At 70.6% G+C, this 22,762-nt stretch carries 21 protein-coding genes and 1 pseudogene; 8 read left to right on the top strand and 14 right to left on the bottom strand.

Features of this window, described 5'->3' with window-relative positions:
* Positions 1 to 79: 79 nt before the first annotated feature.
* From ALA01S_RS06065 to ALA01S_RS06050, 4 genes are read right to left on the bottom strand one after another with little or no spacing between them, the layout of a single operon-like run.
* Entirely contained in the window at positions 80 to 907 is an 828-nt protein-coding gene (locus tag ALA01S_RS06065) for an alpha/beta hydrolase (protein WP_066333465.1), read from the bottom strand.
* Complete coding sequence (locus tag ALA01S_RS06060; RefSeq protein ID WP_066333462.1) at positions 904 to 1,737, bottom strand: proteasome-type protease; 834 nt, start codon at positions 1,735 to 1,737, stop codon at positions 904 to 906. Before ALA01S_RS06060 ends, ALA01S_RS06065 begins: the two co-directional genes overlap by 4 nt.
* Complete coding sequence (gene mutS, locus ALA01S_RS06055) at positions 1,734 to 4,325, bottom strand: DNA mismatch repair protein MutS (protein WP_066333459.1); 2,592 nt, start codon at positions 4,323 to 4,325, stop codon at positions 1,734 to 1,736. Before mutS ends, ALA01S_RS06060 begins: the two co-directional genes overlap by 4 nt.
* A 27-nt stretch (positions 4,326 to 4,352) precedes the next feature.
* Positions 4,353 to 5,375 (bottom strand): inositol monophosphatase family protein, encoded by a 1,023-nt coding sequence (locus tag ALA01S_RS06050; RefSeq protein WP_066333457.1) that lies wholly within the window; start codon positions 5,373 to 5,375, stop codon positions 4,353 to 4,355.
* 137 nt (positions 5,376 to 5,512) lie between these two features.
* On the opposite strand from ALA01S_RS06050, the gene ALA01S_RS06045 reads away from it, so the two are divergent.
* The gene (locus ALA01S_RS06045; protein ID WP_084267260.1) at positions 5,513 to 6,349 is read left to right on the top strand and encodes an RNA methyltransferase; all 837 of its coding nucleotides are present in this window, start codon (positions 5,513 to 5,515) and stop codon (positions 6,347 to 6,349) included.
* A gap of 101 nt (positions 6,350 to 6,450) precedes the next feature.
* Positions 6,451 to 7,227 carry a serine O-acetyltransferase gene (gene cysE, locus ALA01S_RS06040; protein WP_066333452.1) on the top strand — a complete coding sequence of 259 codons (777 nt, stop codon included), beginning with the start codon at positions 6,451 to 6,453 and terminating at the stop codon, positions 7,225 to 7,227.
* Positions 7,228 to 7,296: 69 nt separating this feature from the next.
* Here cysE and mog read toward each other — a convergent pair whose 3' ends face one another.
* Positions 7,297 to 7,917 (bottom strand): molybdopterin adenylyltransferase, encoded by a 621-nt coding sequence (mog, locus tag ALA01S_RS06035; RefSeq protein ID WP_066333451.1) that lies wholly within the window; start codon positions 7,915 to 7,917, stop codon positions 7,297 to 7,299.
* Positions 7,910 to 8,443 carry a ribosome biogenesis factor YjgA gene (gene yjgA, locus ALA01S_RS06030; protein ID WP_066333447.1) on the bottom strand — a complete coding sequence of 178 codons (534 nt, stop codon included), beginning with the start codon at positions 8,441 to 8,443 and terminating at the stop codon, positions 7,910 to 7,912. Before yjgA ends, mog begins: the two co-directional genes overlap by 8 nt.
* Before the next feature lie 65 nt (positions 8,444 to 8,508).
* Between yjgA and pmbA the strand changes: the two genes are divergently transcribed.
* From pmbA to ALA01S_RS06000, 6 genes are all read left to right on the top strand, one after another.
* Positions 8,509 to 9,879, top strand: a complete 1,371-nt coding sequence (gene pmbA, locus ALA01S_RS06025; protein WP_066333445.1) for a metalloprotease PmbA — start codon at positions 8,509 to 8,511, stop codon at positions 9,877 to 9,879.
* 195 nt (positions 9,880 to 10,074) lie between these two features.
* Entirely contained in the window at positions 10,075 to 11,214 is a 1,140-nt protein-coding gene (locus ALA01S_RS06020) for an ABC transporter substrate-binding protein (protein WP_066333443.1), read from the top strand.
* An 81-nt stretch (positions 11,215 to 11,295) separates the two neighbouring features.
* On the top strand, positions 11,296 to 12,177 hold the full coding sequence (locus ALA01S_RS06015; RefSeq protein ID WP_066333442.1) for a branched-chain amino acid ABC transporter permease: 882 nt from the start codon (positions 11,296 to 11,298) through the stop codon (positions 12,175 to 12,177).
* Positions 12,178 to 12,186: 9 nt separating this feature from the next.
* Positions 12,187 to 13,044 (top strand): branched-chain amino acid ABC transporter permease, encoded by an 858-nt coding sequence (locus ALA01S_RS06010; protein ID WP_066333439.1) that lies wholly within the window; start codon positions 12,187 to 12,189, stop codon positions 13,042 to 13,044.
* A gap of 23 nt (positions 13,045 to 13,067) precedes the next feature.
* Positions 13,068 to 13,850 carry an ABC transporter ATP-binding protein gene (locus ALA01S_RS06005; RefSeq protein ID WP_066333437.1) on the top strand — a complete coding sequence of 261 codons (783 nt, stop codon included), beginning with the start codon at positions 13,068 to 13,070 and terminating at the stop codon, positions 13,848 to 13,850.
* Positions 13,847 to 14,590, top strand: coding sequence for an ABC transporter ATP-binding protein (locus tag ALA01S_RS06000; protein ID WP_066333432.1), 744 nt, complete (start codon positions 13,847 to 13,849; stop codon positions 14,588 to 14,590). Before ALA01S_RS06005 ends, ALA01S_RS06000 begins: the two co-directional genes overlap by 4 nt.
* A 180-nt stretch (positions 14,591 to 14,770) precedes the next feature.
* On the opposite strand, the gene ALA01S_RS05995 is transcribed toward ALA01S_RS06000, so the two are convergent.
* From ALA01S_RS05995 to nirD, 8 genes and pseudogenes are all read right to left on the bottom strand, one after another.
* Positions 14,771 to 15,133, bottom strand: coding sequence for a protein tyrosine phosphatase family protein (locus tag ALA01S_RS05995; RefSeq protein ID WP_066333429.1), 363 nt, complete (start codon positions 15,131 to 15,133; stop codon positions 14,771 to 14,773).
* A 10-nt stretch (positions 15,134 to 15,143) separates the two neighbouring features.
* On the bottom strand, positions 15,144 to 15,590 hold the full coding sequence (locus ALA01S_RS05990) for a GatB/YqeY domain-containing protein (RefSeq protein ID WP_066333427.1): 447 nt from the start codon (positions 15,588 to 15,590) through the stop codon (positions 15,144 to 15,146).
* 122 nt (positions 15,591 to 15,712) lie between these two features.
* Positions 15,713 to 15,925 (bottom strand): 30S ribosomal protein S21, encoded by a 213-nt coding sequence (gene rpsU, locus ALA01S_RS05985; RefSeq protein WP_012346814.1) that lies wholly within the window; start codon positions 15,923 to 15,925, stop codon positions 15,713 to 15,715.
* A 253-nt stretch (positions 15,926 to 16,178) separates the two neighbouring features.
* Positions 16,179 to 17,399, bottom strand: coding sequence for a BaiN/RdsA family NAD(P)/FAD-dependent oxidoreductase (locus ALA01S_RS05980; RefSeq protein ID WP_066333425.1), 1,221 nt, complete (start codon positions 17,397 to 17,399; stop codon positions 16,179 to 16,181).
* Between the two features lie 28 nt (positions 17,400 to 17,427).
* Positions 17,428 to 18,313: pseudogene (gene cobA, locus ALA01S_RS05975) on the bottom strand (uroporphyrinogen-III C-methyltransferase).
* 84 nt (positions 18,314 to 18,397) lie between these two features.
* On the bottom strand, positions 18,398 to 19,348 hold the full coding sequence (gene ybiB / locus ALA01S_RS05970; RefSeq protein ID WP_066333507.1) for a DNA-binding protein YbiB: 951 nt from the start codon (positions 19,346 to 19,348) through the stop codon (positions 18,398 to 18,400).
* Between the two features lie 132 nt (positions 19,349 to 19,480).
* Positions 19,481 to 22,297 (bottom strand): nitrate reductase, encoded by a 2,817-nt coding sequence (locus ALA01S_RS05965; RefSeq protein ID WP_066333422.1) that lies wholly within the window; start codon positions 22,295 to 22,297, stop codon positions 19,481 to 19,483.
* A gap of 34 nt (positions 22,298 to 22,331) precedes the next feature.
* Complete coding sequence (nirD, locus tag ALA01S_RS05960; protein ID WP_066333419.1) at positions 22,332 to 22,742, bottom strand: nitrite reductase small subunit NirD; 411 nt, start codon at positions 22,740 to 22,742, stop codon at positions 22,332 to 22,334.
* Between the last annotated feature and the right edge of the window lie 20 nt (positions 22,743 to 22,762).

The raw sequence follows: 22,762 nt of genomic DNA, 5'->3' as shown, positions 1-22,762 counted from the left end.
CCAGGCGCACGGATGCCTTGGTGGTAAAGCGCGATTATACGGGCCGCGTTTGGCCCCTCCCTGACGACCCGGGCTGGGCTCAGGACATGGCGGCCAGCAACTCGAGGACGAGTGCCGCTGTCGGCGCGGGGCTTTCCATGGGATAGAGGTGCGTGCCCTCGATGCTGCGAAAGCGCTCGCCGGCCAGGCGCTTGGCCAGATCCATGCCGCCGCGGCGCATTTCCTCGGACTGCGTGCCGGCGATGAAGCCCAGCGGGCACTGCAGCGCATGGCGGCGCAGCGTGCGCGCCATGTCGTGGGGCAGCGTGTCGTAGATGCGCGTTTCCACCGCGGGTTCGAAGGCCAGGTGCACGCGGCCCTCGCGCTCCTCGAAGCCGGCCTGCACGTAGTCGGCCAGCACCCGCGGGTCCCAGCGCGCGAACACCGACTTGTTGGCGAAGTGCTGCGCCACGGCCTCGCGCGTGGGCCACTCGCGCCGGCGGCGGCTGGAGATGCGCCCGGGCGAGAGGCGCGGCATCAGCCCCGTGGCCTTGGCCAGGTGCACGGCGTGCGCGCGCCAGCCGGTGACGATGGGCGAGTCCAGCACCACCACGCCGCGCGCGAGCTGCGGGCGCCGCGCCGCGGTCTTCAGGCACAGCAGCCCGCCCAAGGAGTGGCCCACCAGGAACACCGGCGCCGTGGCGTGGCGCTCGATGAAGTGCGCCAGCTCGTCGCGCAGCCGCCCCCAGCCGTCGCCCACGGGGAAGCGCGGGTCGTGGCCGACCTTGTGCGGCGCCAGCACCTCGTAGCCCGCGGCGCGCCAGGCCTCGAACAGCCGCGCGTAGGTGCCGGCCGGAAAGCCGTTGCCGTGGGCGAAGACGATGCAGCGCGGCGCGGCGGCAGTGGCTGGCGCGTCGCCGGGGCTCATCCCGCGGCCAGCCGCGTGTCGGGGCTGACGATCTTGGTCAGCGGCTCGAAGCGCTCGGAGCTCGCCAGCAGCGGGTGGGCGCTGTCGCCGCCGTCCCAGCGCGGGTTGTCCATGGCGTCGAACACCTCGCGCAGCCGCTGCCCCCAGGTGCTGCGCACCATCTGGAAGTAGGGGTTGAACTCGTCGATGCAGATCATGCTGTCCGCGCGCAGCTCGCCGGCGCGGTAGACCAGCAGGTCCAGCGGCAGGCCCACGGAGAGGTTGGACTTGAGCGTGGAGTCCATGCTCACCAGCGCGCACTTGGCGGCCACGTCCAGCGAGGTGCGCGGGTTGATGAGGCGGTCCAGCACGGGCTTGCCGTACTTGCTCTCGCCGATCTGGAAGTAGGGTGTCTCGCGCGTGGCCTCGATGAAGTTGCCCTCGGAGTAGACGAGGAACATGCGCATGGGCTCGCGGCCGATCTGGCCGCCGAAGATCAGCGCGGTGTTGAAGTCGATGCCGTGGCGCTTGAGCGCGTGGCCGTCCTGCTCGTAGACGCGGCGCACCGAGGCGCTGAGCACGCGCACGGCGTCGAACATGCTGCGCGCGTTCCAGATGGTGATGGGCGGCTCGCCCGGCGCGCCCTCTATGCGCTCGACCTGCAGCAGCTCGCGCACCGACTGCGAGATGCTCAGGTTGCCCGCGGACAGCAGCGCCATGAAGCGGTCGCCGGGGCGCTCATACACCATCATCTTGCGGAAGGTGCTGATCTGGTCCATGCCCGCGTTGGTGCGCGAGTCGGAGAGGAAAACGAGGCCGGCGTCGAGCCGGATGCCGATGCAGTAGGTCATGTCGCCTCCGCTATGAGATTTTTCAGGCGGTAGAGCGCGTCCAACGCCTCGCGTGGTGTGAGGGTGTCAGGGTTGATGCCCGCCAGCGCCTCCTCCAGCGCCGAGGGCTCGCACACCTGCTCGGGGGCCGCGGGCGGCGCGGCAAAAAGGTCCACCTGCTGCTCGCCCTGGCGCTGCTGCGCTTCCAGCGCCTCCAGCGTCGCGCGGGCCTGGCGGATGAGCGAGGCCGGCATGCCTGCCAGCCGCGCCACCTGCACGCCGTAGCTGCGGCTCGCCGGGCCGCTCTGTATCTCGTGCAGGAAAACGATGTCGTGCGCGCCGCTTTCCACCGCGCTCACGTGCACGTTGATGGCCTGCGGGTGCTTCTGCGGGAAGGCCGTCAGCTCGAAGTAGTGCGTGGCGAACAGCGTGAAGGCGCGGTTGCGGTCGTGCAGGTGGCTGGCGATGGCGCCGGCCAGGGCCAGGCCGTCGAAGGTGGAGGTGCCGCGGCCGATCTCGTCCATGAGCACCAGGCTGTGCTCGGTGGCGCTGTGGACGATGGCCGCCGCCTCCGTCATCTCCAGCATGAAGGTGGACTGCGCGTTGGCCAGGTCGTCGGCCGCGCCGATGCGCGTGTGGATGGCGTCCATGGGCCCCAGGCGGCAGCTCTTGGCCGGCACGTAGCTGCCCATGGCGGCCATGAGGGCGATGAGCGCCACCTGGCGCATGTAGGTGCTCTTGCCGCCCATGTTGGGGCCGGTGATCACGAGCATGCGCGTGCGCGCGTCCAGCCGGCAGTGGTTGGCGATGAAGGCGGCGCCGCCGGTCTCGGCCAGGCGCGACTCCACCACCGGGTGGCGGCCGGCCTCGATGTCTATGCAGGGCTGCGGGACGAACTGCGGCCGGCACCAGTCGAGCGTGGCCGCGCGCTCGGCCAGCGTGGACAGCACGTCCAGCGCGGCCAGCGCCCGCGCCAGCTCCAGCAGCACCGGAAGGTGCGGCTGCAACTGGTCCAGCAGCTGTTCATAGAGCCACTTTTCCCGCGCCAGCGCGCGCTCCTGCGCCGACAGCGCCTTGTCCTCGAAGGCCTTGAGCTCCGGCGTAATGAAACGCTCGGCGTTCTTGAGGGTCTGGCGGCGGCGGTAGTCGTCGGGCACGCGGCCGAGCTGGCCGGTGGTGACCTCGATGTAGAAGCCGTGGACCTTGTTGTACTGCACGCGCAGGTTGGAGATGCCCGTGCGCTCGCGCTCGCGGGTCTCCAGCGCGAGCAGGTAGGCGTCGCAGTGCTCGTTGATGCCGCGCAGCTCGTCGAGGTCGGCATCCAGCCCGGGGGCGATCACGCCGCCGTCGCGCAGCAGCGCCGCGGGCTCGGCCAGCAGCGTGCGCTGCAGCAGCTGGCCGATCTCCGGCGGGGGCAACAGCGCGGCCTTGAGCATGAGCAGCAGCGGCGCGCCTTCGGGCACGGTGGCTTCCAGCGCGGGCAGCGTCAGCAGCGTCTCGCGCAGGCCCGCCAGCTCGCGCGGGCGCACCTGGCGCAGCGCGATGCGCGAGGCGATGCGCTCCACGTCGCTGATCTGGCGCAGTTGCTCGCGCAGCGGCTCGAAGCCCTGCTGGTGGAACTGGCCTATGGCCTCGTGGCGCTTCTTGGCCGCGTCGCGGGCGCGCGGGGGCTGCGTGAGCCACTGGCGCAGCAGCCGGCTGCCCATGCCGCTGCGGCAGCCGTCCAGCAGCGACAGCAGGGTGGGGCCGCTGTCGCCGCGCAGCGTCTGCGTCAGCTCCAGGTTGCGCTGCGTGGCCGGGGGCAGGTCCAGCAGCTCGTCGGCGCGCTCCACGCGCAGCGTGGCCACGTGCGACAGCGCCTGGCCCTGCGTGTGCTCGGCGTAGGCCAGCAGCGCGCAGGCGGCGGCGTGGCCGACGCTCAAGTCCTGGGCCTTGAAGGCCTGCAGGCTGGCCACCTGGAGCTGCGCGCACAGCTTGCGCTGGCCGCCGGGGCCGTCGAACTGCCAGGCCGGGCGCCGGGTGAGGGCGGCGCAAGCCGCGGCCAGCACGGGAGAGGGCTCGCCCGTCTCGCCGTGCAGGATCTCGGCCGGCGCCAGGCGGGCCAGCCAGGCCGGCAGCTCGCGCTCGCTGCACTCCGTCATGCCCAGTTGCGCGGTGGACAGGCTCAGCCAGGCCAGGCCCCAGACCTTGCCCTTGTTGTGCGCGGCCAGCAGCAGCGTGTCCTGGCGCTCGTTGAGCAGCTCGGTGTCGGTGATGGTGCCGGGCGTGACCACGCGCACCACCTTGCGCTCCACCGGGCCCTTGGCGTTGACGTCGCCCACCTGCTCGGCGATGGCCACGGCCTCGCCCAGGCGGATGAGCTTGCCCAGGTAGCTCTCCAGCGCGTGCACGGGCACGCCGGCCATGAGCACGGGCTCGCCGGCACTCTGGCCGCGCGTGGTCAGCGTGACGTCCAGCAGCCGGTTGGCGCGGCGGGCGTCGTCGAAGAACACCTCGTAGAAATCCCCCATGCGAAAGAGCACGAGGGCGTCGGGGAAGTCCGCCTTGATGCGCAGGTACTGCTGCATCACCGGCGTGTGCGCGGCGAGGGCTTTCTCGTCCAGGGCCATGGGGGCGGGGCGCTTTCGGCTTTCAGGTCAGAAGGGGGCGTCTTCGGCGGGCGGCGTGGGCTGGTTCACGGTGTCCGTGCCCGTGCTGGGCGCGGCGGCCTCGCCCTTGCGGATGCGCACCGGGCCCTTCTTGGGCGCGGGCGCTTCGGCGGGCGCCTCGGCCTTGAGGCTGTCGGCCAGGGCCTGCTCCGGCGTGGCCTGCGCACCGGCTTCCGCGGCGGCGCCCTCGGCCTCGTCGGCCTTGATGACGCGGCTGTAGGGCGAGAGGATCTGCACCAGCTGGCCGTAGATGCGCGGGCTGCCGGCCACGACTTCGCGCTGGTAGAGGTAGTCGCTCTCGCCGGTGAAGTTGCCGATCAGGCCGCCGGCCTCGGTGATGATGAGCGAGCCCGCGGCGATGTCCCAGGGGTTCAGGCCCGTCTCGAAGAAACCGTCGTAGTAGCCCGCGGCCACGTAGCACAGGTCCAGGGCGGCGGCGCCGGGGCGGCGCAGGCCGGCGCACTGCTGCATGACCTCCTCGAACATCTTCATGTAGCGCTTGAAGTTGTCGCCGCGGCGGAAGGGGAAGCCGGTGCCGATGAGCGCGTCCTGCAGGCGGGTGCGCTTGGACACGCGCAGGCGGCGGTCATTCAAGAAGGCGCCGCGGCCGCGCGTGGCGTAGAACAGGTCGTTGCGCGAGGGGTCGTACACCACGGCCTGCTGCACCACGCCGCGGTGCGCCAGCGCGATGGAGACGGCGTAGACCGGGAAGCCGTGGATGAAGTTGGTGGTGCCGTCCAGCGGGTCGATGATCCAGACGTACTCGCTGTTGCGCGCGCCATGCTCGCGGCCGGACTCCTCGGCCAGGATGCCGTGGCCGGGGTAGGCCTGCAGCAGCGTCTCGATGATCACTTGCTCGGCCGCCTGGTCCACTTCGCTCACGAAGTCGTTGGGGCCCTTGGTGTTGATGCGCAGGATGTCCAGGTCCAGCGAGGCCCGGTTGATGATCGCCCCCGCCGCGCGAGCCGCCTTGATGGCGATGTTGAGCATGGGATGAAGCGCTTGGGACATGGGCGGACCTTGAGGGGTAAGACGGTTGATGCGCGCGCGCAAGGCTGCGTGGGGGCGCTTAGGGACACTGCGGCGGCGATGAGGAAAGAGCGTGCAGCGACAATTCGTGCTGCGCAAAACCCTTGATTCTAAAGCCGATGCCCGCCTCAGAAGTGCCAGCAAGCCCCACGCCCAATGCGGGTGCCGCCCAACCCGGCACGGAAACCGCCCCGGGCGTGACGCCCGCCACGCCGCAGGCCGCCACTGGCGAAGGCACGCGCTTCGTCCTGCTCAACACCAGCCATCCGGGCAACGTGGGCGCGGCGGCGCGCGCCATGAAGGTGATGGGTTTCAGCGACCTGGTGCTCGTGCAGCCGCGCTTCGCGGACGTGCTGTGCCGCGAGGAGACGGTGGCCCTGGCCAGCGGCGCGGCCGACATCCTGGCGCGCGCGCGCATCGTGGACTCGCTGCCCGCGGCGCTCGAAGGCATCTCCTACGCCTGCGCCACGGCCATGACGCCGCGCGACTTCGGCCCGCCCACCTTCGCCCCGCGCGAGCTGCTGCCGCGCCTGGCCGCCGGGCCGCACCGCGTGGCCTTCGTCTTCGGCAGCGAGCGCTACGGCATGAGCAACGAGGACGTGTACCGCTGCCACGCCTGCCTCTCCGTGCCCACACACCCCGACTACGGCTCGCTCAACCTCTCGCAGGCCGTGCAGCTCGTGGCCTACGACTGGCGCCAGGCGCTGGGCGGCTTCGGCGTGGTGCCGCGCGTGCCGGACGCGCAGCTGGCCGACGGCGTGGCCGTGCAGGGCGCGCTGGAGCACTGGCGCGAGATGCTGGTGGAGATCGGCTTCCTGGACCCGGCCGCGCCGAAAAAGCTGCTGCCGCGGCTGCAGCAGCTCATCAACCGCGCGCAGCCGACGGCGGAGGAAATCCACATCCTGCGCGGCATGGCGCGCGCCGTGCAGCGCGCCGCGCGCGGGCCCAAGCGCTGAAACGAAGCGGCACTTATCTGCAGTTTTCGTGCCGCCGTTCCCGCAACAGGGTTCGCCCGGGTTGCCTACACTTCTGAACCCTTGTCCGGGAAATCAAGACCATGTTCAGCCGATTGCGTGAAACCATCTCCTGCATCCGCGAGCGCGACCCGGCCGCGCGCTCCAACTGGGAGGTGCTCACCTGTTATCCGGGCGTGCATGCGCTGATCTTTCACCAAGCCTCGCACTGGTGCTGGCAGCGGGAGCTGCGCTGGCTGGGCCGCTTCATCTCGCACCTGGGGCGCTTCTTCACCGGCATCGAGATCCACCCCGGCGCCAAGATCGGCCGCCGGGTGTTCATCGACCACGGCATGGGCGTCGTGATCGGCGAGACGGCCGAGATCGGCGACGGCTGCACCATCTACCAGGGCGTGACGCTGGGCGGTACCTCGCTCACGCGCGGCGCCAAGCGCCACCCGACGCTGGAGGCGGGCGTGATCGTGGGCGCCAACTCGCAGGTGCTGGGCGGCTTCACGGTGGGGGCGGGGGCGCGCATCGGCTCCGGCGCCGTGGTGGTGAAGCCCGTGCCGCCGGGGGCGACCGCGGTGGGCAACCCGGCGCGGGTGATTCAGGCCGATGCCGAGGCCGTGCGCGAGGCCGCCGCCGCCCGCATGGGCTTCTCGGCCTACGGCGTCACGCAGGGCGACGACCCGGTGGCGCAGGCCATGAAGGGGCTGATCGACAACGCCTCCAGCCACGAGCACCAGATCGCGCTGCTGTGGCAGGCGATTGAAAAGCTCTCTGCGCGCGCGCGGGAGCTGCCGGCGGAGGAGCTGCCGGCGGATGCGCACACGACCGAGAGCTTCGACGCGGAGCGGCTGAACCGGCTGGTGAAGTAAGCGCGGCGAGCCCTGCAACGAAAACGGCGCCCATTGGGCGCCGTTCGTGTTTCTGAATTGCCGCGACGCTCAGCTCTTGGGCGCCCTGATCGCCGACTTCGGCCGGAACGCCTTGCACACCGCCGCGTCCGTCTCGATGTACGGCCCGCCTATCAGGTCCACGCAGTAGGGCACGGCCGCGAAGATGCCGGGCGCCGGGGGCGTGGCGTTGGGCAGACCCTCCAGCGTCTCGGCGATGGCCTTGGGCTGGCCCGGCAGGTTGATCACCAGCGCCTTGCCGCGGATCACCGCCACCTGGCGCGAGAGGATGGCCGTGGGGACGAAGCGCAGGCTGATCTGGCGCATCTGCTCGCCAAAGCCCGGCATTTCCTTGTCGGCCACGGCCAGCGTGGCTTCCGGCGTCACGTCGCGCGGCGCGGGGCCGGTGCCGCCGGTGGTCAGCACCAGGTCGCAGTGCTCGTCGTCCACCAGCGCGCGCAGCGTGGCGCTGATGCCGTCTTGCTCGTCCGGTATCAGCCGCTCCACCCACGCCACCGGGTTGCGCAGCGCCTTGGTGAGCCACTCGCGCAGCGCGGGCAGGCCCTGGTCTTGATACACGCCCGCGCTGGCGCGGTCGCTGATGGAGACCAGGCCGATGCGCACCGGGTCGAAGCCGTTGGCAGCGTCGGGGGTGGTGGTGTCGTCACTCATCGTCGCGCAGCTCCGCCTTGATGAACTGGAACAGCTCGCGCCAGGCGCGGCCGTGGCGCTGCTCGGGGGCCGCGGCGGCGTCTTTCTGCGCGGCGCGGATGAGGCTGCGCAGGCGCTGCACGTCGCTGTCCGGATGCGCCTGCATCCAGCGCGTGACGGCGTCGCCGTCGGTGCCCAGCTCCTCGCGCCAGCGCTCGGCGCGGTGCAGCTTCACCGCGTCCAGCGCGTGGCCGAGCTTGAAGGCCGCGACGGCCTCGCGCAGCGGCTCCACGTTGGCCGAGCGCATGAGCTTGCCCACGTACTGGAGCTGGCGGCGGCGGCCCTCGTGCGACTTGGTCTTCTTCAGCGCTTTCAGCGCGATCAGCAGCCCTTCCTCCATGGGAATGGCGGCCAGCCGGGTGTCGGGGAGCTCGATCAGCTCTTGCCCCAGCTTCTGCAGTTCATGGGCCTCACGCTTGAGGGCGGACTTGCTGGGCCTTTCGGCCCCACCCTCATCGGGCAGGAAATCGGATTCAGGGATGGACATGGCGATTCAAATGCGCTGGGTATGATAGCCGCGGCCCTTCTTCACACCCGCGAAGCATCTCCCACATGACCCGTTCCAACGCCCCGGTTTTTGCCTACACGCGAGAGCAGTTCGAGCAGATCGTCGATGACGCCCTGGCGCTTGCCAAGAAACTGGGGGCCAGCGACGCGGGCGTTGAGGTGTCCAAGGGCGTGGGCCTGTCGGTGTCGGTGCGCAAGGGCGAGCTGGAGAACGTGGAGCGCAACCGCGACAAGTCGGTGGGCATCAGCGTCTACATCGGCCAGCGCCGTGGCAACGCCTCCACCTCCGACTTCTCGCCCGCCGCGCTGGAGCAGACCGTGCGCGCGGCCTACGACATCGCCCGCTTCACCGCCGAAGACCCGGCCGCCGGCTTGCCCGACGAGCAGGACATCGTCTCGCCCGCGGATGCCGCGCGCGACCTCGACCTCTTCCACCCCTGGGACATCGACGCCGAGGGCGCCGCCGAGCTGGCCCGCCGCTGCGAGCAGGCCGCCTTCGACGTGGACCGCCGCATCACCAACTCCGAAGGCGCCGGCGTCTCCGCGCAGCAGGCGCACTTCCTCTCGGCCAACACCCGCGGCTTCAAGGGCGGCTACGCCAGCTCGCGCCACTCGCTGTCGGTCGCGCCCATCGCCGGGCGCGGCAACGACATGCAGCGCGACCACTGGTACACCTCCATGCGCCATGCCGACGAGATGGCCAGCCCCGAGGCCGTGGGCCGCTACGCCGCCGAGCGCGCGCTCTCGCGCCTGAAGGCCAAGAAGATCGCCACCTGCGAGGTGCCGGTGCTGTTCGAGTCCACGCTGGCGGCCGGCCTGATCGGCGGCTACGTGCAGGCCACCAGCGGCGGCGCGCTCTACCGCAAGGCCACCTTCCTGCACGACAGCCTGGGTAAGCAGACCCTGGCCGATCACCTGGATCTGGTCGAGGACCCGCACATCCTGCGCGGCAAGGGCAGCGCCCCGTTCGACGACGAGGGCGTGGCCACGCGCCAGCGCAAGGTGGTCGAGGCCGGCGTGACGCAGGGCTACTTCCTCTCCAGCTACTCCGCCCGCAAGCTGGGCATGCGCACCACCGGCCACGCCGGCGGCTCGCAGAACCTGCACCTGACCAGCCGCCTCACCCAGCCCGGCGACAACCTGGAGGAGATGCTGCGCAAGCTCGGTCGCGGCCTGTTCGTCATCGAGCTCATGGGGCAGGGCGTCAACTTCGTCACCGGCGACTACTCCCGCGGCGCCACCGGCTTCTGGGTCGAAAACGGGCGCATCGTCCACCCGGTGCAGGAAATCACCATCGCCGGCAACTTGGGCGAGATGCTCAAGCAGATCGTGGCCGTGGGCGCCGACGAGTTCACCATGGGCAGCAAGACCACCGGCTCCGTGCTGCTGGAACGCATGAAGGTCGCCGGCCTGTAAGCCCGGGCCCCGCGCGGCGCGTTTGAAACCCCGGCCCGCGCCGCCGCTTGCGGCGCTGCCCAAGGCCTGGAACGGCTTCAGGCCTGTCCCAACTGACGCCCTGCTGACGCATTTGGTTGCCGTCGTACACTCGCCGGTTGCCCGTGTGGCGGGCGTCCCCGGCGCTCAACTCCTATACACCGCTGAGACAAGCTCATGAAGAAACTGCTCACCCTCCTGAGTGCGGCGCTGGCCGCCTCCTTTGCCCAAGCGGCCGACCTCAAGATCGGCGTGGCCGAGGCGCTGTCCGGCGGCGCGGCGCAGTACGGCACCGCCATCCGCAACGGCTTCCAGCTCGCGGCCGACGAGATCAACGCCGCCGGCGGCGTGGGCGGCAACAAGATCGCGCTGGTCATCGAGGACGAGCAGGGCAAGAAGGAAGAGGCGATCAACGTCTTCAAGAAGCTGATCTTCCAGGACCAGGTGCTGATGGTCTTCGGCCCGACGCTGTCCAACTCCGCGCAGGCCGCCGACCCCATCGCCCAGGGCGCCAAGACCGTGGTGTTCGGCACCTCCAACACCGCCGACGGCATCACCTCCATCGGCGACTTCGTGTTCCGCAACTCCGTCACCGAGGCCGACGTGCTGCCGGAGACGCTGAAGATGGCCGTCAAGAAGGCCGGCGTGAAGAAGGTGGCCGTGCTCTACGGCAACGACGACGTCTTCACCAAGAGCGGCTACGACAACTTCAAGAAGGCCCTGGCCGACCTTAACATCCCCGTGACCACCACGGAGACGTTCGCCAAGGGCGACGTGGACTTCAAGGCCCAGCTCACCAAGATCAAGGCCACCAGCCCCGACGCCATCGTCCTGTCGGCCCTGCTGGCCGAGGGCGCGCCCATCATGGTGCAGGCCCGCCAGCTCGGCCTGAACGTGCCCATCATCGGCGGCAACGGCATGAACTCCGTCAAGGTGTTCGACCTGGCCAAGGACAAGGCCGAGGGCCTGTGGGTGGGCAGCCCCTGGTCCATCGAGAACCAGTCCGAGGCCAACCGCAAGTTCGTCGTGGCCTACACCTCCAAGTTCAAGACCGCGCCGGACCAGTTCGCCGCCCAGGCCTACGACGGCCTGTACATCGCCGCGCAGGCGCTCAAGAAGGTCAAGCTCAGCGGCAACCTGCCCGCCGACCGCGTGGCGCTGCGCAACGCGCTGCCCGAGGTGAAGTGGAGCGGCGCCACCGGCGACTTCCAGTTCCGCCGCGCCAACGACAAGGCCGGCCGCCCCGCCGGCTACGACGCCAACCAGACCGCCATCGTCAGCGTCACGCGCGGCGGCAAGTTCTCGATCGAGAAGTAATTCCAGGGCCGCACGGCCCGCCGACTTGAAGACCGCGGTGTGCCGCCAGGCGCACCGCGGTCGCTTTCCTTCAAGCCTGCCATGCTCCAACAACAACTCATCAACGCCCTGTCGCTGGGCTGCGTGTATGCCCTGTTCGCACTGGGCTTCACGCTGGTCTTCGGCGTGCTGGGGGTGATCAACCTCGCGCACGGCGCCATGTTCACCGTGGGCGCCTACGCGGCGCTGGTGTTCGTGGAGCATTTCCAGATGCCGCTGTGGGCCGCGGCCGTGCTGGGCGCGCTCATCAGCGGCGTGTTCGGCCTGCTGATCGACCGCCTGGTGCTGCGCCGTCTGCGCGCCAACGACGCGCCGCACCTCATTCCCATGATCACCACCATCGGCATCGGCATCGCCGTGACCAGCACGGTGCAGGGCCTCTTCGGCGCGGAGAACAAGCGCTTCCCGCAGGAAGTGGTGCCCGACGCCGCGCTGGACTTGGGTGGGCTGCACCTGACGGTGCTGGAGCTGGGGATCATCCTGCTGTCCTTCGCGCTCATGGCCGTGCTGCTGCTGGGCCTGCAGCGCACGCAACTGGGCCGCGCGCTGCGCGCCATCGCCGAGTCGCCCAAGGCCGCGTGGCTGCTGGGCATCAACGTCGAAGGCCTGTTCATGCTGACCTCCTTCGTCGCCGCGGCGCTGGGGGGCCTCGCCGGCGTGCTCATCGGCCTGTCGTCCAACGCCGTGTTCCCGCTCATGGGTCAGCCCATGCTGCACAAGGGCATCGCCGTGATCATCCTGGGCGGCATGGGCGACATCCGCGGCGCGCTGCTGGGCGGATTGTTCCTGGGCTTCGCCGAAGTGATGTCCGTGGCCTACATCGGCTCCACCATGCGCGACGCCGTGGCCTTCGGCCTTCTGTATTTGATCCTGCTGGTGCGGCCCACGGGCCTGTTCGGCAAGCTGCAACAGCGCAAGGCGTGACGACCCGAGATGGATTCCTTTGACAACTTCTGGGCCGTCTACAGCAACCTGGTGCTCACGCTGGGCACCAACGCGCTGCTGGCGCTGTCCATCTACCTCACGCTGTCCTGCGGGCTGCTGGCCATGGCCAACGCCGCCTTCATGGGCATAGGCGCCTACACCGCCTCGCTGCTGACCATGAATACCGCCACGCCGTTCCCGCTGGCGCTGCTGGCGGGCATGGTGGCGCCGTCCATCGTGGCCTTCCTGATCGGCAAGCCCACGCTGCGGCTGTCGGGCGTCTATCTCGCCATGGCGACGCTGGGCTTCGGCGAGGTGGTGCGCATCCTCATCCTCAACACCGAGGACTGGACCGGCGGCGCGCTGGGCCTGAACGGCATTCCGCAACTCACGCAGTGGTGGCACGTGCTGCTGGCGGTGGTGCTGGCGCTGTTCGTGTTGTGGCAACTGCGCCGCACCCGCGTGGGCCGCGCCTTCGAGGCCATCAAGGAGGACGAGACTGCCGCCGCCCTCATGGGCATCAACGTCGCGTCGCACAAGCTGCTCGCCTTCGTCCTGGGCGCGGCGCTGGCCGGGCTGGCCGGCGCGCTCAACGCGCACTTGACCTTCTTCATCGGCCCCAACGAATACAACTTCGACCGCGGCGTCGAGATCCTGACCATGGCCATCCTGGGCGGCATCAACGGCCTGACCGGCCCGGTGCTGGGCGCCGTGATCCTCACGCTGCTGCCGGAGCTGCTGCGCTCGCTCAAGGATTTCCGCCTCGTGGTCAACGGCCTCATCCTGGTCGTGATCACGCTGTTCCTGCCGCGCGGCCTGTGGGACCCGGCGCGGCTGCGCCGCCTGCTGGGCCGGGGAGGGCGCTGAAAGGCGCTGAACGGTGCAAAACCATGCTTGAACTCGCCAACGTCTCCATGCGCTTTGGCGGCCTGCACGTGCTGCAGGACGTCAACATCGCCCTGCCCCCCGAGGGCAGCATCTTCGGCCTGATCGGTCCCAACGGCGCCGGCAAGACCACCGTCTTCAACCTCATCACCGGGCTGTTCCGGCCCACGGGCGGCAGCATCACCTTCGACAAGCAAAGCCTGGTCGGCCTGCAGCCGTTCGAAGTGACGCGCCGCGGCATCGCGCGCACCTTCCAGAACATCCGCGTGTTCAAGGAGATGAGCCTGCTGGACAACGTGGTGGTGGGCATGCACCGCCACCTGGGCTACGGCGCCCTGGGCACGCTGTTCTCCAGCCCGGCCGTGCGCATGGCCGAGAAGCAGGCACGCGAGCGCGCGCTGGAGCTGCTGTCCTGGGTGCGGCTGGACCACAAGGCCCGCGCCACCGCCGACAGCCTCTCCTACGGCGAGCAGCGCCGCCTGGAGCTGGCGCGCGCGCTGGCCACCGAGCCCAAGCTGCTGCTGCTGGACGAGCCCGTGGCCGGCATGAACGCCAGCGAGAAGACGGAGCTGATGGTCGAGATCCGCAACATCCGCGCGCGGGGCTACGGCATCTTCATGATCGAGCACGACATGCGCTTCGTGATGGGCCTGTGCGAGCGCGTGGCGGTGCTCAACTTCGGCCGCATCATCTGCGACGACGTGCCGGAGGTCGTCCAGCGCGACCCGCAAGTGATCGAGGCCTACCTGGGCCGCGACGAAGACCCGCTGCAGGAGGCCACGGCATGAGCACCGGCACGACGACGAGCACCTCCGCCGCGCCACTGCTGCGCGTGGAGGGCCTGCAGGTGGCCTACGGCCACATCGAGGCCGTCAAGGGCGTGGATTTCGAGCTGCGCGAGGGCGAGATCACCGCGCTGGTCGGCGCCAACGGCGCGGGCAAGTCCACGACGCTGATGGCGCTGTCGGGCCTGGTGAAACCCCGGGCCGGCCGCTTCCTCTTCGAGGGCCAGGACCTGGCGCGCTTGAAGCCGCACGAGCGCGTCTCGCGCGGCATCGTGCAGGTGGCCGAGGGGCGGGCCATGCTCACGCAGCTCACCGTGCGCGAGAACCTGGAGCTGGGCGCCTACAGCCGCCCGGGGCGCAAGGCGTCGCCCGGCGAGATGGAGCGCATCTTCGAGCTGTTCCCGCGCCTGAAGGAGCGCCTCAACGGCTACGCCGGCAACCTCTCCGGCGGCGAGCAGCAGATGCTGGCCATCGGCCGCGCGCTCATGGCCAAGCCGCGCGTGCTGCTGCTGGACGAGCCCTCCATGGGCCTGGCGCCCATCGTGGTGCAGGAGATCTTCCGGACGCTGGTGGGCATCAACCGCACGGGGCTGACCATCCTGCTGGTGGAGCAGAACGTGCGCCAGGCGCTGCGCATCGCCAGCCAGGCCTATGTGCTGGAGACCGGCCGCATCGTCCTGCAAGGCCCCGGCCGCACGCTGCTGGACGATCCCCAGGTGCAGGCGGCCTACTTGGGCGGCTGACTTGGGCGGCTGAATTTGCAGGCCGCATCGTTCAGAAATCTGAACGATGGCCCCCATGCAATGGGCGGCCAACGGGCACGAAACTGAACAGTCGGGTGCCCAGCACCGCGCTGGGCGCGCGGGCTGGCGTTGCGCCAGCCCTGGGCGTTCACTCAGGACAGCGGTTTCCCGCCGTGAAACTCAGCCCTGCGGCGCCTGCTGCGACAGGGCGAACAGCTTGGTGCTGCGCGTGCCGGTGCGGCAAAAGGCCAGCACGGGCTTGGGCAGCTCTTGCAGCAGCTGCGCGAAGGCGGCGGCTTCTTCCGGCGACTGGTAGCCCGGCGCCACCGGCAGGTGGCGGTACTCCAGCCCGGCGGCGCGGGCGGCGGCCTCGATGGCGCTGCTGGTGGGCTGATCGGGGCCGCCTTCGAAGTCGGGGCGGTTGTTGATCACGCTGGCAAAGCCGGCGCGCGCCACCTCGGCCATGGCCTCAGGCGGGAGCTGCGGCGCCACGCAGAGGTCGGCCGTGAGCGGGCGGATCTGGATTTCGGCGGGGTTGTTCATGGCCGCGAGCTTAGCGGCTGAGGGCCTGCTTGACGGCGGCGGACACCATCGCCATCTCGGCCTTGCCGGCAAGCTTCGTCTTGGCCGCACCCATGACCTTGCCCATGTCGCCGGGGCCCGCGGCGCCCAGCTCGGCCACCAGCGCATCCACCTCGGCCTGCACTTCCTCTTGCGTCAGGCGCTGCGGCAGGTAGGCCTGCAGCACCTGCATTTCCGCGGCTTCGGCATCGGCCAGGTCCTGGCGGCCGGCCTGGGTGTAGGCGGCAATGGAGTCCTTGCGCTGCTTGACCAGCTTGTCCACCACCGACACCACCTGCGCATCGTCCAGCGTGATGCGCTCGTCCACTTCCCTTTGCTTGATCGCGGCCAGCAGCAGCCGGACGGTGGACAGCCGCAGCGACTCCTTGGCGCGCATGGCGGACTTCATGTCTTCGGTGATCTGGTCCTTCAAGGCCATCGTCGTTCTCCAAAAAAATTCGGTTCCGGAAAGTCGCTTCCAGAAAAGCAAAAGCCCGCGACGGCGTCCCGCGCGGGCTTGACTGTTTCGGCAGTTGAAGCGAGCGCAAGGCTCGCGCCGGATCAGTACAGCTTCTTGGGCAGCTGCATGCTGCGCACGCGCTTGTAGTGGCGCTTGACGGCGGCAGCCTTCTTGCGCTTGCGCTCGGCAGTGGGCTTCTCGTAGAACTCGCGCGCACGCAGCTCGGTCAACAGGCCCAGTTTCTCAATGGTGCGCTTGAAGCGGCGCAGGGCCACATCGAAAGGCTCGTTCTCTTTGACGCGAATCGTGGTCATGAAAGGGGATTTCCTTCAGTAGTTGCGCTCGGTGTCCGCCACCGGAAGTTCCGGAATCCGTGAGCCGGATCGACACGCGGGTTTGCCAGCAAAACGCGGAGTATAACCCACGTAAATCAGTGCTCCACAAGCTGATGCGTATCAAGCGCCACCAGGACCTGCGCGGCGCCGAAAAATCGCACCGCCCCTTGGGGTGATGGACAGGCAAAAAACGCCCGCGCCGCGCCGCGAGTCAGGCCGTGGCCGTTGTCGCTCAGGCTGCCGCCACCTGCGCCTCGGCCATGGCCCGCGCGCAGGCCGCGGCGCTGGCCCAGGCCCACTGGAAGTTGTAGCCGCCCAGCCAGCCGGTGACGTCCACCACCTCGCCAATGAAGTGCAGGCCCGGCTGCTTCTTGCTCTCCATGGACTGCTGGTTGAGCTCGCGCGTGTCCACGCCGCCGGCCGTCACCTCGGCCTTGCGCCAGCCCTCGCTGCCGTCCGGCATCAGTTCCCAGCGCCCAAGGGCCGTCCCCAGGGCGTTGAGGTCCTTGTCGCGCGCCTGCGGCATGGGCGTGCCGCCTTCCACGCCGGCGCGCTGCAGCCAGGCCTCGGCCAGGCGTTGCGGCAGCAACTGGCCCAGCTCGTTGCCCAACTGGCGCTTGCTCTTGCCCTTGGCCTCGCGCAGCAGCGCGCCCAGGTCGCGGCCCGGCGCCAGGTCGATGCGCAGCGGCTGCCCCGGCACCCAAAAACTGCTGATCTGCAGCACCGCCGGGCCGCTCAGGCCGCGGTGCGTGAACAGCAGGTCTTCCAGGAAGCGCATGGGCTTCTTGCCCGCGCCGGTCTCGATGCCCACCTCCAGAGCGATGCCCGCCAGCGGTGCGAAGGCGGCCCAGGTCGGCGCGTCGAAGGTCAGCGGCACCAGGGCGGGGCGGGGCTCCACCACGCGGTGGCCGAACTGCTTGGCCAGGCGGAAGCCGAAGTCGGTCGCGCCTATCTTCGGGATCGAGAGGCCGCCCGTGGCCACCACCACGCGCGCCGTGCGCTGCGTGCCGCGGTCGGTGTCGATGTCGTAGCCCTCGGCCGTGGCGCGCACGTCCAGCACCTTGCACGGCTGCCAGCGCGTGACGCGGCCGGCCTCGCACTCGGACAGCAGCATCTCAATCACGTCTTCCGCCGAGCGGTCGCAAAAGAGCTGGCCTTTGTGCTTCTCGTGGAAGGGGATGCCGTACTTCCTCATCAGGCCGATGAAGTCGGCGGGCGTGTAGCGCGCCAGTGCCGAGCGGCAGAAATGCGGGTTCTCGCCCAAGTAGTTGGCCGGCGAGGCCTCGCGGTTGGTGAAGTTGCAGCGCCCGCCGCCGGAGATGCGGATCTTTTCAGCGACCTTGGGCGCGTGGTCCACGACCAGCACCCGCAAGCCCAATTGCCCTGCAATGCCGGCGCAAAACAGGCCGGCCGCGCCCGCGCCGACGACGACGCAATCCCATGGTTCAGACATGGGGCGCGATTGTCCGGGTTTCCCCGTGTCAGGCGCGGCGGCGGGCCCTTTGCGGGGCGGACGTGCCCGCGCCCGGCGTGACGGCCTGCGCGGATTGCTCCGTCTGATGCCCCGCCTGGTGCAGCTGGTGCTGCGCCTGCGCCGCCAGCGTGCGCGCGTTCACCACTTCGCCGATGACCATGATGGCCGGGCTGCCCAAGCCGACGTCGCGCAGCGCGCGCGGCAGCTCGGCCAGCGTCGTGACCAGCTCACGCTGCTGGGGCAGGCTGGCGTGCTGCACCACGGCCACCGGCGTGGAGCCGGGCAGGCCCTGCACCAGGCCGGCATGCAGCTGGTCCACCTGCGCCACGCCCATGTAGACCACCAGCGTGAGGCCCAGCGCCGCGGCCTGCGCGAGCACGGCCCAATCCGGCGTGCTGCCGCCGGGCTTGGCATGGCCGGTGACGAAGATGACGCCCTGCGCATGCGCGCGGTGCGTCAGCGGCACGCCCAGCCCCGTGGCGGCGGCCAGCCCCGAGGTGATGCCGTTGACCACGCGCGTGGGAATGCCCTGCGCCTGCAGCGCCTGCACTTCCTCGCCGCCGCGGCCGAAGATGAAGGGGTCGCCCCCCCTTGAGCCGCACCACGCGCTGCCCGGCCAGGGCCTCGGCGGCCATGAGCCGTTCGATGAAACGCTGCGGCGTGCTGGCGCAACCGCCGCGCTTGCCCACGGGGACGATGCGCGGCCGGCGTTTCAAACCGCGCAGCGCGAACTCCACCAGCTCGCCGGGCACCAGGTCATCCACCAGCAGCACCGTGGCGCGCCGAATGGCGCGCAGCGCCGCCAGCGTGAGCAGTTGCGGGTCGCCCGGGCCGGCACCCACCAGCGCGCAATCTCCAACAGGGCGCCGCGCGGCGCCGGCGCTGCCGGACAAGGCTCGCAGCCGCGAAGTGGCCGCACGGGATGTCGATTCGCTGAGCGCCTGTGTCCGGTTTGTCATGTTTGCGTCGGAGGGGCGTTATGCGCTGTGTTCCAGCGCCTCGTCCTGCATGGCGGCCACGGCGGCCAGCAGCAGTTCGACCTGGCGTTCCAGCGGCGCGGGCGCGGGCTTTTCGCCGCTGAGCACCGACTGGATGTAGTGCGCGGTGGTGGCCGCGTCGTTGTCGCGCGGCAGCACGGGCAACTGCGCCAGCGCGCCGTCCTGCGCGGGGCAGGAAAGCTCTTCGCGCGCCACGCCGCGCAGCGACACGTCCATGCGCGGCACGCGGCGCGCGTCGGCCACGGGCTCACCCTCGGTGCCGCGCATGAGCAGCATGTCGGCCTGCTCGTTCTGCGCGTACTGCGCCAGCAACTGGCCGAATTCGGGGTGCGTGTAGTTGGTGACGCGCACCGCGCGCGCGCCGCGCACGGGGTTGAGCATCTTGGCGATGGTGTGGCCGGAGTTGCGCAGGCCGATGACCCAGCGCACGTCCAGCAGCCGCGACAGCGGCGGGCACAGCGCGTCGATGCGCATGAAGGCCGGCTCGTGCCGCGCCCAAGCGCGTTCGGCCTCCTGCGCCGTGCGCACCGCCGGCAGGCCCAGGCTCTGGAACACCTCGGCGCTGGTGACGCGCTTGGGGTCCTGCAGCGGGCCGTGCACCAGCACGCGCACGCCTTCCTGCGCCAGGCGCAGCGCCAGCAGCGGTGTCAGGTTGGGCAGCCGCCGCGCGCCGTTGTAGGTGGGCAGCACCACGACCGGCTGGTTCGACGGGATGGCCAGGCAGCGCTCGTGCGCCGCGGCCAGGAAGCCCGCCAGCTCCTCGGCCGTCTCGCCCTTCATGCGCATGCCTATGGCGAAGGCGCCGACTTCCAGGTCGCTGACGCTGCCGTCTAGCACCTGGCCCATGACCTCGCGCGCCTGCTCCTGCGTCAATGAACGCGCGCCGTTGGCGCCGCGGCCGATTTCCTTGATGTAGCTCGAAATGCTCATGTCAGATTGTCCCCCGGGCGCGTTTCGCAAGAAGCGGGCCGGAACGCCGTACCCGGACAGGCTCAACGGGTTTTCACCGAGCGCCTTGCCGGAGGTACCGCCCATGGCCTTCACCGCCGCCATGCCGCCGCTTCAAGCCGCCACTGTAGGCGCTGGCGCGGTCGCGGGCGTGGCCGCCACCAGCGTCTTGAGCGCCGGCACGCAGGAGCCGCAGTTGGTGCCGCAGCGCAGTTGAGACTGCAACTGCGACAGGCGCTCGACGCCGCTGCCGCGGCAGCCGGCGAGGGCCTCGCGGATTTGCGGCTCGCTCACGTTGAAGCAGGCGCACACCTGCTTGCCGCGCGGCGCCAGCGCCACGGGGGGCTTGGCGCCGGGGGCCAGCAGCAGCCGGCCGTAGGCTTGGGCGGGCAGCTCATCCTGCAGCAGGGCCTTGATCCAGCTTTCGGCGCTGGCGTCGCCGGCCAGCAGCACGGCTTCGAGCCGGCTGTCGCCGCCCACCGTGGCGAGCTTGACCGTGCGGCGCTGGCCACGCTTGCGGTCCTCGTAGCGCAGGGCGCGCACGCCCGGGCCGGCCAGGCCCAGCAGCCGCTCGACCTCGTCGACCAGCTCCAGCGGCGGCGGCGCGTCGGCCGCGGCGCGGAACAGCACGCCGCTGCGCTCGTGGCCGAAGGGCACGCAACTGGCGTAGTCGAAGCGCTCCATCAGCGGGCGCAGCGCGGTGCGCGCGGCCTGCGCGTCCTCGTCCGGCAGCCAGGCCAGGGCCAGCAGCCGCCACGGCAGCTCGGCCTTGAGCAGCTTCACCGCCGCGTGCTTGAGCTCCGGCTGCTTGGAGATGGGGCAGAACGCGGGCGAGGTGAGGGCGTTGACGCCCGCCAGCGGTTCGCCGCGGCTGCTGCGGCCGCAGACGAACTCCGAGCCCCAGTGCATGGGAATGAAGGCCTGCGTCAGCGGCACGCCCTCGTTGGCGGCCACGGGCAGCAGGATGGAGCCGCGCCGCGAGGTGACGTGCAGCAGGTCGCCCTCGGCCACGTTCAGCCGCGCCAGCTCCTGCGGATGCAGCTCCACCGCCGGCTCCGGCACGTGGCCGAAGAGGCGGCCCAATACCCCCGTGCGGCTCATGCCATGCCACTGGTCGCGCAGCCGCCCGGTGTTGAGGCTGAAGGGAAAGCGGCCGTCGCGCGGCTCGGCCACGGGCTCATAAGCCAGGTCGGCGAACTTGGCGCGGCCGTCGGCGGTGGGAAACACGCCGTCTTCATAGAGGCGCGCGCGGCCCTGCGTGGCGCCCTGCGGCATGGGCCACTGCTGCGGCCCGGCCGTCTCCAGCACGTCCCAGCTCAGGCCGGTGATGTCCAGGTCCCGCCCGCGCGTGCTTTCGCGGTGCTCCAGCCACGCGGCTTGCGGCGAGGCGTAGGCGAAGAGCGGGGGTTTTCCGGGCCGCAGCCGGCCTTCCAGCCGCTGCGCGAACTCGGTGGCGATGGCGAAATCGCTGCGCGCCTCGCCCGGCGCCGCCACGGCCGCGCGTACGCGGCTGATGCGGCGCTCGCTGTTCGTCACGGTGCCTTCCTTCTCGCCCCAGGAGGCGGCCGGCAGCAGCAGGTCGGCAAAGGCGGCGGTGGCGGTGTCGCGGAAGGCTTCCTGCACCACCACGAACTCCGCCTGCTGCAGCGCACGGCGCACCGTCGCCTGGTCGGGCAGGGACTGCGCCGGGTTGGTGCAGGCGATCCACAGCGCCTTGATCTCGCCGTCGGCCGCCGCCTCGAACATCTCGACGGCGGTCTTGCCCGCACGCGAGGGCACGTCGTCCACGCCCCACAGCCGCGCCACCTCGGCGCGGTGCTCGGGGTTGGCCATGTCGCGGTGCGCGGACAGCAGGTTGGCGAGGCCGCCCACCTCGCGCCCGCCCATGGCGTTGGGCTGGCCGGTAAGGGAGAAGGGGCCGGCGCCGGCCTGGCCGATCTGGCCCGTGGCCAGGTGCAGGTTCACCAGCGCGGCGTTCTTGGCCGTGCCGTTGCGGCTTTGGTTGAGGCCCTGGCAGTACAGCGACAGCGTGGGGGCGCGCGGCGCGCCCGGCGCGCCGTCCAGCCCGGCGAACCAGCGCGCGGCGGTGACGACGTCCTGCTCGCGCAGCCCGGTGATGCGCGCCGTCTCGCGCGGGGTGAACTCGCGCACGCGCTCGCGCAGCGCGTCGAACCCCTGCGTGTGCGCGGCGATGTAGGCGTTGTCGGTGAGGCCCTCCCACAGCATGAGGTGCAGCAGGCCGTGGAACAGGGCCACGTCCGTGCCCGGCAGCAGCGCCAGGTGCAGGTCGGCCAGGGCCGCGGTCTCGGTGCGGCGCGGGTCCACCACGATGAGCCGCAGCGCCGGGTTGGCGCGCTTGGCGTCCTCCACGCGGCGCATGAGGATGGGATGCGCCCACGCCATGTTGGAGCCGGCGATGAAGAGGGTGCGCGCGTGCGCGAGGTCCTCGTAGCAGGCGGGCGGCGCGTCCGCGCCCAGCGTGACCTTGTAGCCGGCCACGGCCGAGCTCATGCACAGCCGCGAGTTGGTGTCGACGTTGTTGGTGCCGATGAGGCCCTTGGCCAGCTTGTTGAAGACGTAGTAGTCCTCGGTTAGCAGTTGGCCGGAGAGGTAGAAGCCCACGGCGTCGCGGCCGTGGCGGCGTATGACGTCCTCGAAACGGTCCGTGGCTTCGGACAGCGCCTCGTTCCAGCCCACGCGCTGCGGCGCCTGGCCGCGCTCGGCGCGGCGCAGGGGGTGCAGCAGGCGCTGGCGCAGCGTCACGGGTGCCGCGGCCGTCAGGTGCAGCGTGCTGCCCTTGCTGCAGAGGCGGCCGAAGTTGGCCGGGTGCTGGGGGTCGCCGCGCACGCCGGTGATCTGCGCGCCATCGCTGTCGATGATCACGCCGCAGCCGACGCCGCAGTAAGGGCAGGTGGAACGGGTTTCAGCCATGTCTTAACCGTGATTCGCGCCGGAAGCGGCGCGCTTAAAGCTGTTGCGGGGCCGGCATGCACGCCGCGCGCGCGCCGCGGCAGGCAGGGCCGGCCTGGGGCAGGGGCAGGTCGATGGCCAGGGTGGCGAGCTGCTGGCGGTCCAGGTGCACCATGCCGCCTTCCACCTTCACGGCGAAGGCGGGGGTGGCGCCCTCGTCCGGCGCGGCCACCTGGCCGCTGTCCAGGGCGATGTTCCAGTTGTGCAGCGGGCAGGCGACGCTGCGGCCGCTGACGATGCCTTGCGACAGCGGGCCGCCCTTGTGCGGGCAGCGGTCCAGCAGCGCGAACACTTCGTCGTCGGCGTTGCGGAACACCGCCACCGGCGCGCCTTGGGGGCGCTCCACGCGGCGGGCGCCGAGCAGGGGCAGCTCGGCCAGGGTGCAGACGGGAATCCAGGCGCTCATGGTCGTCTTGTCTTTCTGTG

The sequence above is a fragment of the Azohydromonas lata NBRC 102462 genome (assembly GCF_001571085.1).
Classification (GTDB): Bacteria; Pseudomonadota; Gammaproteobacteria; order Burkholderiales; family Burkholderiaceae_C; genus Azohydromonas; species Azohydromonas lata.
This window is presented reverse-complemented; position numbering and strand designations above follow the sequence as displayed.